The organism is Nocardioides ochotonae (assembly GCF_011420305.2).
GTDB lineage: Bacteria > Actinomycetota > Actinomycetes > Propionibacteriales > Nocardioidaceae > Nocardioides > Nocardioides ochotonae.
The window spans coordinates 3,299,488-3,311,705 of record NZ_CP061769.1 but is presented as its reverse complement, the minus strand read 5'-3'; the positions used below and the strand labels follow the sequence as shown (position 1 = coordinate 3,311,705).

The 12,218-nt window shown below is 70.1% G+C and carries 12 protein-coding genes; 6 read left to right on the top strand and 6 right to left on the bottom strand.

Going from position 1 to position 12,218, the window contains the following annotated elements:
- Positions 1-6 precede the first annotated feature (6 nt).
- Positions 7-210, top strand: coding sequence for a hypothetical protein (locus HBO46_RS16020; protein WP_166133472.1), 204 nt, complete (start codon positions 7-9; stop codon positions 208-210).
- 75 nt (positions 211-285) lie between these two features.
- Here HBO46_RS16020 and HBO46_RS16015 read toward each other — a convergent pair whose 3' ends face one another.
- On the bottom strand, positions 286-1,971 hold the full coding sequence (locus tag HBO46_RS16015; protein ID WP_166133470.1) for a fumarate hydratase: 1,686 nt from the start codon (positions 1,969-1,971) through the stop codon (positions 286-288).
- Between the two features lie 143 nt (positions 1,972-2,114).
- On the opposite strand from HBO46_RS16015, the gene HBO46_RS16010 reads away from it, so the two are divergent.
- From HBO46_RS16010 to HBO46_RS15990, 5 genes are read left to right on the top strand one after another with little or no spacing between them, the layout of a single operon-like run.
- On the top strand, positions 2,115-3,236 hold the full coding sequence (locus HBO46_RS16010; RefSeq protein WP_224769158.1) for an ABC transporter substrate-binding protein: 1,122 nt from the start codon (positions 2,115-2,117) through the stop codon (positions 3,234-3,236).
- A gap of 1 nt (position 3,237) precedes the next feature.
- Complete coding sequence (locus HBO46_RS16005; protein WP_224769156.1) at positions 3,238-4,146, top strand: ABC transporter permease; 909 nt, start codon at positions 3,238-3,240, stop codon at positions 4,144-4,146.
- Positions 4,143-4,943, top strand: coding sequence for an ABC transporter permease (locus HBO46_RS16000; protein WP_166133468.1), 801 nt, complete (start codon positions 4,143-4,145; stop codon positions 4,941-4,943). Before HBO46_RS16005 ends, HBO46_RS16000 begins: the two co-directional genes overlap by 4 nt.
- 2 nt (positions 4,944-4,945) lie before the next feature.
- Entirely contained in the window at positions 4,946-6,025 is a 1,080-nt protein-coding gene (locus HBO46_RS15995) for an ABC transporter ATP-binding protein (RefSeq protein WP_166133466.1), read from the top strand.
- Positions 6,026-6,051: 26 nt separating this feature from the next.
- Positions 6,052-6,720: a DUF1707 SHOCT-like domain-containing protein gene (locus HBO46_RS15990; protein WP_166133464.1), complete on the top strand. Its 669-nt coding sequence runs from the start codon at positions 6,052-6,054 to the stop codon at positions 6,718-6,720.
- Between the two features lie 9 nt (positions 6,721-6,729).
- Here HBO46_RS15990 and HBO46_RS15985 read toward each other — a convergent pair whose 3' ends face one another.
- From HBO46_RS15985 to HBO46_RS15965, 5 genes are all read right to left on the bottom strand, one after another.
- On the bottom strand, positions 6,730-7,938 hold the full coding sequence (locus HBO46_RS15985) for an ABC transporter ATP-binding protein (RefSeq protein WP_166133462.1): 1,209 nt from the start codon (positions 7,936-7,938) through the stop codon (positions 6,730-6,732).
- Between the two features lie 4 nt (positions 7,939-7,942).
- A complete protein-coding gene (locus HBO46_RS15980; protein WP_166133460.1) occupies positions 7,943-8,773 on the bottom strand; it encodes a carbohydrate ABC transporter permease in 831 nt (276 codons plus the stop codon).
- Position 8,774: 1 nt separating this feature from the next.
- Positions 8,775-9,716, bottom strand: coding sequence for a carbohydrate ABC transporter permease (locus HBO46_RS15975; RefSeq protein ID WP_224769154.1), 942 nt, complete (start codon positions 9,714-9,716; stop codon positions 8,775-8,777).
- A complete protein-coding gene (locus HBO46_RS15970) occupies positions 9,713-10,948 on the bottom strand; it encodes an extracellular solute-binding protein (protein WP_166133458.1) in 1,236 nt (411 codons plus the stop codon). Before HBO46_RS15970 ends, HBO46_RS15975 begins: the two co-directional genes overlap by 4 nt.
- A 279-nt stretch (positions 10,949-11,227) precedes the next feature.
- Positions 11,228-12,157, bottom strand: a complete 930-nt coding sequence (locus tag HBO46_RS15965; RefSeq protein ID WP_166133456.1) for an alpha/beta fold hydrolase — start codon at positions 12,155-12,157, stop codon at positions 11,228-11,230.
- Between the last annotated feature and the right edge of the window lie 61 nt (positions 12,158-12,218).

Here is a 12,218-nt window from a genome sequence, read left to right as displayed (position 1 = left end):
GGCCCCATGACGGGCAAGGACGACACGAACGAGCAGAGCGAGGGGCAGGTCTCCGAGGTCGCCTCGATGGACCCGGCCGAGGCCGACACCCCGATCTCCGACGACCAGGGCGTCGCCGGCAACCCGGAGGCGGAGGGCGCGATCGAGGACGGCGAGGACGCCGGCCCGAACGGCAAGCCGGGCGGCAACGTGGAGTCCAACCGCACCTGATCCGTACGTGCGACGACCGCCGGGGCGGGGCCATCGGCCCCGCCCCGGCGGTCGTTCGTGCGTGCTGGGTGGGCCCTACTGGGCCGAGCGCACCCGGATCCCCGAGATCGGCACCGTGGTGGTGCCGGCGGGGTCGGTGAAGAAGTCGTTGCCCTTGTCATCGACCACGATGAAGGCGGGGAAGTCCTCGACCTCGATCTTCCAGACCGCCTCCATGCCGAGCTCGGGGTACTCGATGACCTCCTGGCTCTTGATGCAGTCCTGGGCCAGGCGAGCGGCGGGGCCGCCGATCGAGCCGAGGTAGAAGCCGCCGTGGGTGCCGCAGGCGTCGGTCACCTGCTTGGAGCGGTTGCCCTTGGCCAGCATCACCATCGAGCCGCCGGCGGCCTGGAACTGCTCGACGTAGGAGTCCATCCGCCCGGCCGTGGTCGGGCCGAACGAGCCCGAGGCCATCCCCTCGGGGGTCTTGGCCGGGCCCGCGTAGTAGACCGGGTGGTCCCGCAGGTACTGCGGCATCTCCTCGCCGGCGTCGAGGCGCTCCTTGATCTTGGCGTGCGCGATGTCGCGCGCCACGACCAGCGGGCCGGTCAGTGAGAGGCGGGTCTTCACCGGGTACTGCGACAGCTGCGCGAGGATCTCGCTCATCGGGCGGTTCAGGTCGACCTGGACGACCTCGCCGCCGGCGATCTCCTCGGCCATGCCGGCGTCGGGCATGTACTGCGCCGGGTCGGTCTCGAGCTGCTCGAGGAAGACGCCCTCGGGGGTGATCTTGCCGAGCGCCTGGCGGTCGGCGGAGCAGGAGACGGCGATCGCGACCGGCAGCGAGGCGCCGTGGCGGGGCAGGCGCACGACCCGCACGTCGTGGCAGAAGTACTTGCCGCCGAACTGCGCGCCGATGCCGAAGGACTGGGTCAGCTTGAAGACCTGCTCCTCGAGCTCGAGGTCGCGGAACCCGTGCGCGCTCATCGAGCCCTCGGTGGGCAGGTTGTCGAGGTAGTGCGCGGAGGCGTACTTCGCGGTCTTGAGCGCGAACTCCGCCGACGTGCCGCCGATGACCACCGCGAGGTGGTACGGCGGGCAGGCGGCGGTGCCGAGCGAGCGGATCTTCTCGTCGAGGAAGCTCAGCAGGCGGTCCGGGTTGAGGATCGCCTTGGTCTCCTGGAACAGGAACGACTTGTTGGCCGAGCCGCCGCCCTTGGCCATGAAGAGGAACTTGTACTCCGGCTTCCCCGACGTCTGGGGCGTGGAGTAGATCTCGATCTGCGCCGGCAGGTTGGAGCCGGTGTTCTTCTCCTCGTACGTCGTGAGCGGCGCGAGCTGGGAGTAGCGCAGGTTCAGCTTCGTGTAGGCGTCGTAGACGCCACGGCTGATCGCCTCGCCGTCGTCGACGCCGGTGAGCACGCCCTCGGACTTCTTGCCCATCACGATCGCGGTGCCGGTGTCCTGGCACATCGGCAGCACGCCGCCGGCGGAGATGTTGACGTTCTTGAGCAGGTCGAGGGCCACGAAGCGGTCGTTGCCCGATGCCTCGGGGTCGTCGATGATCCGGCGCAGCTGGCGCAGGTGGGCCGGACGCAGGTAGTGGCTGATGTCGTGCATCGCCTCGGTGGTGAGGCGCTGGATGGCCTCGGGGGAGACCCGCAGGAAGGTCTCGCCGTCCGCCTCGAAGGTGCTGACCCCCTCGGTGGTGATCAGCCGGTAGGGCGTGTCGTCCTTGCCGGTGGGGAGGAGGTCGGAGTAGAGGAACTCAGGGCTGGCCACGAGCAGGGAGGATACCGCTTCGCGGCCCTCGGCCCGGGGCGGGCGACGTACCCGGCCGGCGCGCGAGTAGCCTGCGTGACAGGCGTCACTGCGAGGTGGGGCCAGGTTCGCGCGCGCGGACCGACTCTCAAGGAGGTCCCACCGTGAAGTTCCGACCGGTCGTCGCATCCCTCGCGACCTTGGCCACGATGACGGCACTGGCCGCGTGCGCCCCGCCGTCCGACGACGACAACCAGGACGACGGCGGGTCCGGCGCCGCCACCGCCACCTCCGCGGAGGACCTCGGCGGGATGGAGGCGCTCATCGAGGCCGCCCAGGAGGAGGGCGAGCTCAACGTCGTCGCCGTGCCCCCGACCTGGGCCAACTACGGCGAGATCATCTCGACGTTCGAGAAGAAGTACGACATCAAGGTCAACTCGTCGCTGCCGGACGGCGACAGCCAGGACGAGATCAACGCCGCCGTGCAGCTCGAGGGCACCGACCGCGCGCCCGACGCCTTCGACCTCGCACAGTCGGTGGCGCTGGCCAACACCGACATGTTCGCCGAGTACCAGGTCGACACCTGGGACACCATTCCCGACGAGTTCAAGGCTGACGACGGCGCCTGGGTCAACGACTACGGCGGCTTCATGTCGATCGGCTACGACGCGAGCAAGGTGCCCGCGATCACCTCCGTGGACGACCTCCTCAAGCCGGAGTTCAAGGGCAAGGTCGCACTCAACGGTGACCCGACCGAGGCAGGCGCCGCGTTCAGCGGCGTGCTCATGGCCTCGGTCGCCAACGGCGGGTCGGCCGACGACATCGCGCCCGGCGTGGAGTTCTTCGCCGCGCTCAAGAAGGCCGGCAACTTCCTCCCGGTCGACCCCACCCCCGCCACGATCGCCTCGGGGCAGACCCCGGTGGTCATCGACTGGGACTACCTCAACGCCGTCGAGTCGCAGAATCTCGACGACTGGGAGGTGTACGTGCCCGAGGAGGCGCCGGTCGCCGGCTACTACTTCCAGGCGATCAACGCCGACGCCCCGCACCCCGCGGCGGCGCGTCTGTGGCAGGAGTTCCTCTACAGCGACGAGGGCCAGAACCTCTGGCTGGCCGGCGGCGCCCGGCCGGTGCGCGCCGAGGCGATGGCCGAGGCGGGCACGATCGACACCGAGCTGTACGACGCGCTGCCGCCCGTCACCGGAGACCCCGTGATCGCCACCAACGAGCAGACCGAGGAGATGGCGGCCTACCTCTCCGAGAACTGGGCGAAGGCCATCGGCTGACGTGAGCGCTCTCGCGCCCACGGCGGCACCCGGGACGGCGGAGCCGTCGCCCCGGCCGGGCCCGCGCCTGCGCGTGGGTCCGGCCATCGGGCTGCTGCCGTTCCTGGCCTTCATCGGCGTCTTCCTGCTGGTGCCCACCGTGACCGTCGCGGTGGGCGCCTTCCAGGACGAGTCCGGCGCCTTCTCGACCGAGAAGGTCGCCGCGCTGTTCGAGGAGACCGCGATGCGCGCGCTGCGTCAGAGCCTCCTGCTCTCGACGTTCTCGGCCGCGCTGGGCGCGGTGCTCGGCGCAGTGCTGGCCTACCTCATCCTGGCTGCGCCGCCGACCAGCCTGGTACGCCGCGTCGCGACCGCCGTCTGCGGCGTCCTCGCCCAGTTCGGCGGGGTCACGCTCGCCTTCGCGTGGATCGCCACGCTGGGCTTCGGCGGCTTGCTGACCGACCTGCTCGCCGACCTCTTCGGCCTCGACGCCACCGGCTCCGGCTGGCTCTACGAGCTGCCCGGACTGGTGCTGGTCTACACCTACTTCCAGATCCCGCTGATGGTGATCGTCTTCCTCCCCGCGCTCGAGGGGCTGCGCCCGCAGTGGCGCGAGGCAGCGGTCGGACTGGGGGCGAACACCTGGCAGTACTGGACCAAGGTCGCCGTGCCGTTGCTGCGGCCGGCGTTCCTCGGCTCCGCCCTGCTGCTGTTCGCCAACGCGTTCGCCGCCTACGCCACGGCCGCCGCGCTGGTCAGCCAGGGCGCCCCGATCACTCCGCTGCTGATCCGCGCGGCGTTGAGCAGCGAGGTCATCCTCGGACAGGCCAACTTCGCCTACGCGTTGGCGCTGCAGATGGTCGTCGTCGTGGCGATCGTGATGGGGCTCTACGCCTGGCTGCTGCGCCGTACCTCGCGGTGGCTGGGATGAGCGCCGCGCTGCCGGGCGCCGGCGCGGGGCGCTGGGTGTGGTCCGCGACGCGGGTCGTGCTGCTGCTCGCCTTCGGTGTCTTCTTCGCCCTGCCGATGCTGGCCCTGCTGGACTTCAGCACGAAGGTCCCGGGCACCGAGGAGCGCACCGGGGAGGCCTGGTCGCAGCTGCTGCGCGACCCCGCGATGACCGAGGCGATCACCACCTCGCTGCTGCTCGCCGGGCTGACGGTCGTCGGCATGCTGGTGCTGCTCGTGCCGACCATGGTGTGGGTGCGTCTGCGGGTGCCACGCGCCTCTCGGCTGGTGGAGTTCCTCTGCCTGCTGCCGCTGACCATCCCCGCCCTGGTGATCGTCGTGGGCATCAAGAACGTCTACGCCTGGGTGAACTACCTGATCGGCGACTCCGCGCTCACCTTGACCTTCCTCTACGTCGTACTGGTGCTGCCCTACGCCTACCGGGCGCTGGACTCGGCGCTGTCCTCCATCGACACCACGACCCTGGCCGAGGCGGCGCGCTCGCTCGGCGCGAGCTGGTTCACGGTGATCGTGCGGGTGGTGCTGCCGAACATCTGGCCGGGCGTGGTCAACGCGGCGTTCATCTCGGTCGCCCTGGTGCTCGGTGAGTTCACCGTCGCCTCACTGCTGAACTACGACACCCTGCCGGTCGTCATCGTGCTCCTCGGCAAGAGCGACGCACCCCTGTCGATGGCGGCGGCGCTCGGCTCCATCCTTTTCGCAGCGCTCCTGCTGCTCGTCATGTCGGTGCTCGACCGCCGACGCTCCACCCGGAGGTGAGCATGACCCAACTGACCAGCCGTGCGCCGCAGCGCAGCCAGGACGGGCTCGCCGTCGAGCTGTCCGGGCTCCAGCGTCACTACGGCGAGGTGCGGGCCCTCGACGGCCTGGACCTTCGCATCGAACCCGGCGAGCTGGTCGCGCTGCTGGGGCCGTCGGGGTGCGGCAAGACCACCGCACTGCGGATCCTCGCGGGCCTCGAGGCCCAGGACGCCGGCACGGTGCTCGTCGGGGGTCGCGACATCTCACGGGTGCCGGCCAGCAAGCGCGACATGGGGATGGTCTTCCAGGCCTACAGCCTCTTCCCCCACCTCACCGTCGCGCAGAACGTCGACTTCGGGCTCAAGCTGCGCGGTCGCTCGCGTCGTGACCGTCGCGCCCGCGCCGGCGAGATGCTGGAGCTGGTGGGGCTCAGCGAGCACCACGACCGCTACGCCCACCAGCTCTCGGGCGGGCAGCAGCAGCGCGTCGCGCTGGCCCGGGCGCTCGCCATCGAGCCTGCGGTCCTGCTGCTCGACGAGCCGCTGTCGGCGCTGGACGCCAAGGTGCGGGTGCAGCTGCGCGAGGAGATCCGCCGGGTGCAGCTCGACGTCGGCACGACCACGCTCTTCGTGACCCACGACCAGGAGGAGGCGCTGGCGATCGCCGACCGGGTCGGGGTGATGAACGCCGGCCGGCTGGAGCAGATCGCCGCACCGCCGCAGCTCTACGACGCCCCGGCGACGGCGTTCGTCGGCCAGTTCGTGGGCCTGTCGAACCGGCTGCCGGCCCAGGTGCAGGACGGCACGGCGCGGGTGCTCGGCGCCGCAATGCCGGTGCTCCCGGGATCGACCACCGGCGCCGGTGAGGCACTGGTCCGCCCCGAGTCGGTGCACGTCGAGGCAGCCGGGGAAGGCACCGACGGCGACGCGCACGTCGTGGCGATCTCGTTCCTCGGCGCCCTGTCCCGGGTCACGGTCACGACGCCCGACGGCACCACCCTCGTCGCCCAGCTTGCCAGCAGCCTGGCCGAGGGGCTGGTGCCCGGCCAGCGAGTGTCGCTCCGCCTGGCTCCGACGCCCGTCCTCGTGGTCAGCGCCTGAGCACGGGCCTCGATAGGGTGAGCGCCATGGACGGAGACCCCCAGCAGCCGCGCCCGCCCCAGCTGCGGATATCGGATGCGGACCGGCACCGCCTGGCCGAGTTCCTCCGCGAGGCCGCGGGGGAGGGGCGCCTGGAGGTCGACGAGCTGGAGGAGCGGCTCGAGGCCACCTACGCCGCGAAGGTGTACGCCGACCTGGTGCCGCTCGTCGTGGACCTGCCGGGTGCCGCGAGCGTCGTGCCGACCTCCGCCGCGCCCGCGCCGGTCGAACCCCACGCCCCCGCCTCCTCGTCGTACGTCGCGCTGCCGCAGCCTGCGAACAGCACGGCGGTGCTGAGCTCGCAGACGCGCAAGGGCGCGTGGGTGGTCGGGGCGAGCCACACGGCGTTCTCGCTGATGGGCTCGGTCGACCTCGACCTGCGCGAGGCGGTGTTCACCGTCCGTGAGGTCGTCATCAACGCCAACACCGTCATGGGCGCGGTCGACATCATCGTGAACGCCCACACCCAGGTGATCGTCGAGGGAACCGGTCTGATGGGCGCCTTCGAGCAGAGCCGGGACAAGGTGGCCGCCGACTTCGGGCCGTACTCGCCGATCGTGCGGGTGCGCGGCTTCGCACTGATGGGCGCGGTGACGGTCACCCGCAAGCCGATGCCCGGCCAGAAACGCGGGTTCCTGGGCCGGGCATCGTCCTGACGTGCGGGATCAGTTGTCGCTGGCGGTGTGCTCCAGCGTCGCCTGCTCGTTGTCCCCGACCTCGCGCTCGAGGGTGAGGTTCTCGCCGGTCTCCGGGTCGAACAGGTGCATGTGCTCGGTCTCGACCCACAGCTCGGCCTCGTCGCCCTCGCGGACCCGCGAGGCGCCGTCGAGGGAGACCACGAGCTGGGTGCGCATCGACTCCCCGTCGAGGTCCCGCTCGAGCTGGTCGAGCTGGGCCTGCACCTCCGGAGGAGCCTCGAACGGGATGTAGGCGTAGGACTCGTTGCCCAGCCACTCCACCACGTCGACCTTCGCGCGGAACGTCGAGCCGTCGCCGGACTTGCCCACGACGCTCGCGTCGTCGAAGTGCTCGGGGCGGATGCCGGCGATCAGCAGGCCGCGGCCCTGCGCCCGCTCGGCCTTGGCCTTCGGGATGCGGACCTTGCCGAAGGGGAGGGCGACCTCGTCGCCCTCGACCGTCGCGGGCAGGAAGTTCATCGGCGGGGACCCGATGAAGCCGGCGACGAAGAGGTTGTTGGGCTGGGTGTAGAGCTCGCGGGGCGTGGCCAGCTGCTGGAGCACGCCGCGCTTGAGCACGGCCACCCGGTCGCCCAGCGTCATCGCCTCGGTCTGGTCGTGGGTGACGTAGACGGTGGTGATGCCGAGACGCTGCTGGAGGCGCGCGATCTCGGTGCGCATCTGCCCGCGCAGCTTGGCGTCGAGGTTGGACAGCGGCTCGTCGAAGAGGAACGCGTCGGCATCGCGGACGATCGCGCGTCCCATCGCGACCCGCTGGCGCTGACCACCCGACAGGTTGCCGGGCTTGCGGTCGAGGTGCTCGTCGAGCTCCAGGGTCGCGGAGGCGGTGCGGACCTTCTCATCGATCTCCTCGTCCTTGGCGCCGGCGAGGCGCAGCGGGAACGCGATGTTCTCGTAGACGGTCAGGTGTGGGTAGAGCGCGTAGTTCTGGAAGACCATCGCGAGGTTGCGATCGCGCGGGGCGAGGTCGTTGACCCGCTTGTCGCCGATGTACATGTCGCCGGAGGTGATGTCCTCGAGCCCGACGATCATCCGCAGCAGCGTCGACTTCCCGCAGCCGGACGGCCCGACGAGGATGACGAACTCGCCGTCCGCCACGTCGATCGAGACGTCGTTCACGGCAGGGAACCCGTCGCCGTACTTCTTGACGATGTTCTTCATGGAGATGGCGGCCATGGTGTTACCCCTTCACTGCGCCGGAGGTGAGGCCGGCCACGATCTTGCGCTGGAACAACAGGACGATGATCACGATCGGGATGGTCGCGATGACGGCGGCCGCGGCCAGCAGGCCGGCCGGCCGCTGGAACGGGTCGGGCCCGACGAAGAACGACAACGCCGCCGGGATCGGTCTCGCCGCCTCGGTCGAGGTCAGCGTGATGCCGAAGACGAAGTCGTTCCAGGCGAAGAAGAAGGTCAGGATCGCCGCGGTGAACACGCCGGGTGCGGCGAGCGGGACGATGACCTTGCGGAACGCCTGCCACGCCGTGGCGCCGTCCACCTGGGCGGCCTGCTCCAACTCCCACGGGATCTCGCGGAAGAACGCCGAGAGCGTCCAGATCGCCAGCGGCAGCGTGAACGACATGTAGGGGATGATCAGCCCCGGCCAGGTGTCGTAGAGCCCGAAGATCCGCCAGAGGTCGAAGAGCGGGCTGACCAGCGAGACCACCGGGAACATCGCGATCGCCAGCGCGGTGGAGAGCACGAACCGCTTGCCCTTGAACTCCAGGCGGGCGATGGCGTACGCCGCGAGGGTGGCGAGCGCGACCGAGAGGATCGTTGCGATCAGGCTGATGCCGATCGAGTTGAGGATCGAGCGGCGGAACTGGTCGTCGTCCCAGACGGCCGTGTAGTTGTCCCAGCCGGTGAAGGAGTCGAGCGGCAGGAAGCCGGGGTCGGTGCCGTTGGAGACCGCGTCCTGGCTCTTGAAGGACAGCGACACGATCCAGGCGATGGGCAGCAGGCACCACACCATCACCAGCGCGACGCCGAGTGGCAGAGCGAGCTTGCGCATGTCAGGACTCCCCTCGGGCCTGGGCCAGGTCGACGCGGAACAGTTTGACGATCACGAAGGCGACCAGGAGCACGGAGAGGAACAGCAGCACGGCGAGCGCGGAGCCCATGCCGAGCTGGAACTGCTCGATGCTCTGGCGGTAGGTGAGGAACGAGATCGACTCGGTGCCCTGCGCTCCCGCCGTCATCACGAAGATGTTGTCGAAGATGCGGTAGGCGTCGAGGGCGCGGAACAGCACCGCGACCATGATCGCGGCCCGCATGTTCGGCAGGATCACCTTGAACAGCCGCTGCCACCAGGTGGCGCCGTCGACCTTCGCGGCCTCGATCATGTCCTCGGAGACCTGGGCCAGGCCGGCGAGCAGCAGCAGCGACATGAACGGCGTGGTCTTCCAGATCTCGGAGACCATGATCGCGATCACCGCTGGCACGGTGTCGCCGAACCAGTTGAAGTCGGCGCTCACGAACGGCAACCAGCCGTTGACGAAGCCGTTCTGGTAGGTGAAGGCGAACTGCCAGGCGAAGCCGGAGACGACGGTGATGATGCCGTAGGGGATCAGGATCGAGGTCCGGATGACGCCGCGGGCGAAGATCACCCGGTGCATGATCATCGCGAACGCGAAGCCGATGACCAGCTCGAAGGCCACGGTGACCAGCATGTAGATCACCGTCATGCCGATGTCGCGCCAGAACAGGCTGTCGGTCAGCGCGGTGACGTAGTTGTCGATCCCGACGAACTGGCGGTCCTCGGGGGCGGTGAGGGAGTAGTTGTAGAAGGAGAGCCACAGCGCCCGCAGGATCGGGAACGCCGTGACCACGAGCATCACGATCAGGGCCGGGGCGACGAGCTTCATGCCCAGCCGGTTCTCGGCGCGGGTGCGGTCGCTCACCTCCGGTGGGATGTCGCCGGCCTTGGTGGCCGGGGTGGCGATGGTGGTGGTCACAACAGCGCCTTCCCTTCAAGGACGTTCTTGAGGAACTCGGCGGACTCCTGGGGGGTCGAGTCGCTCACCGACTCCGGGGAGTGCCACACGCTCTGCAGGGCGCTCGAGATCGTGGCGTAGAAGGCGCTCTTGGGACGCGGGCCGCCCTGGTCGACGCTCTCGCGGAAGAGCGCGAGCAGGTCCTCGGGGTAGGCCTCGGCGAGCTCAGGGGAGTCGTACGCCGAGTTGGTCGCCGGCATCAGCCCGGCCTCGACGGCGAGCTGCACCTGGGCCTCGGTGTCGGTCACGCAGCGCGCGGCCTCGAGGGCGAAGTCCGGGTGCTTGGAGTAGGCCCCGACACCGATGTCGATGCCGCCGACGGGCGGCTTCGAGGGCATGTCCGCGACGGTGCGCGGGTAGCGCGCCCAGCCGAGGTCCTTGTACTGCTCCTCGGTGATGCCGTTCTCGGCGCTGGGGGCGTAGTTCTTGTAGACGAACGTCCAGTTCACCATGAACTCGCCGGGCCCGGCGAACATCGCGGGGAGGCTGGTGCCCTCGTTGGAGACCGACAGGTCGGACTGCGCGGCGGGCGAGCTCGCAAGCTTCTCGATGATCGCGGCAGCCTTGCGTCCCGCCTCGGAGTCGATCTCGACCGTCGCGTCGATGCCGGCGTCGGTGTTGGAGACGATCTCGCCCCCGGCGCCCTGGATCATCGCGTTGATCCACACGACGTAGGCCTCGTACTTGTTGCCCTGCACGCCGACCGTGGCGCCCGGCACCTCGGAGGCGGCGTCGATGATCTGGTCCCAGGTCACCGGCTTGCTCATGTCCAGGCCGGTCTCCTCGGCGAGGGACTTGCGATACCAGAGCAGCTGGGTGTTGGCCCACATCGGGGCGGCGTAGATCTTGTCGTCCCAGCGGGCCGTCTCGGCGATGCCCGCGAGGGTGTCCTCGGTGATGGTGTCCTCAGGCATCTCCGCGAGCCAGCCGGCGTTGGCGAACTCCGGCACGAAGACCGGGTCGAGGTTCATCAGGTCGGTGGTGTCGTCCTCGGCGGCGAGCCGACGGGCCAGCTGCACCCGCTGGTCGGTCGCGCCGGTCGGGAGGAGCTCGGTCTCGATGGTGTAGTCGTCGGTGCTGCAGCGCTCGGCGATGGCGCTGAGCGTCTCCACGCCGTCGGGGTTGAGGTACCAGGTGAGCACGGGCTTGCCCTCGTCGCCGGAGCAGGCGGCGAGCAACGTGGTGGCCAGCACCGTCGCGGCCGCGGCTGCTACCCCGCGTCGGGCTCGGGATCGGCGGGTCGGGCCCGCCCGGCCCCGCCGTGTGAGCGAACGTGCTGAGGAATGCGTCATTGCCCCTCCCGATATGCGTGATCAGTGTCACACGTCTAGTCCCCTATGTCCCGTTTGTCCATAACCCCGTCCGGGGTTGGCGGAAACGTCGGTGGACCAGACCGGTGCGCCCTGCTGGGCGTGGGGCGCCGGGCGTTGGGGCGGCGGCGGGCGTCGCGCGGGGAGGGGGAGGGTGGCGTCTCAGCCCTGGGCGCGGTCGGCGGTGCGGCGGATCGCGTCGGCGAGCGTGCGGTGCAGTTGGTGCGGCATGTCGTGGCCCATCCCGTCGATCAGCACCAGCTCGGCGCCGGGGATCGCCGCGGCGGTGGCGCGTCCGCCGGAGACGTGGACCATCTTGTCGGCGAGCCCGTGGATCACGGTCGTGGGGACCCGCAGGCCGCGCAGCCGCGCTCCGCGGTTGGGCTGGGTGAGCACGGCCAGCATCTGGCGCAGCACCCCCGCCGGGTTCAGGCCGCGGTCCCAGGTCTCCTCGGCGCGGGCGCGCAGCGTCGCCGTGGTCTCGGGGTACGCCGGGGAGCCGATCAGCCGGGCCATCCGGGCGCTGATGGCGATGTACTGCGCCTTGGTCGCGCCGCGCTTGGCCATCAGACGGGGCAGCAGGCTGGGGTGCTGCCAGCCGACGGTGCGCTTGCCGGTCGTCGACATGATGCTGGTCAACGAGGCGACCCGCTGGGGGAACTCGATCGCCATGGTCTGCGCGATCATCCCGCCCATCGACACCCCCACCACGTGGGCGCGCTCGATCCCGAGGTGGTCGAGCAGGCCGACGGCGTCGGCCGCCATGTCGGAGATCGTGTACGGCGCCCGCACGGGCGCGCCGCCGAAGGCCCGCACGATCGTCGCGCGGCCCACACGGCCGGTCACCCGCGTCGAGCGGCCGATGTCGCGGTTGTCGAAGCGCACGACGTAGAACCCGCGCTCGGCGAGCAGTCGGCACAGCGGCGCCGGCCACCAACCCATCGGCCCGCCGAGGCCCATCACCAGGATCAGCGGGTCGCCGTCGGGGTCGCCGAAGGTCTGGTAGCACAGCTCGATACCCCGCCCGACGGGCGCGAAGAGCTCCTCGGACTCGGGGACGGGACGTTCGGTCGGCGTCGTGCTGCTGCTCATGACTCGTAGTCTGACCCATCGCCGGGTGCCGGGGCCATGATCAGGATCGGTGGCGCCACGG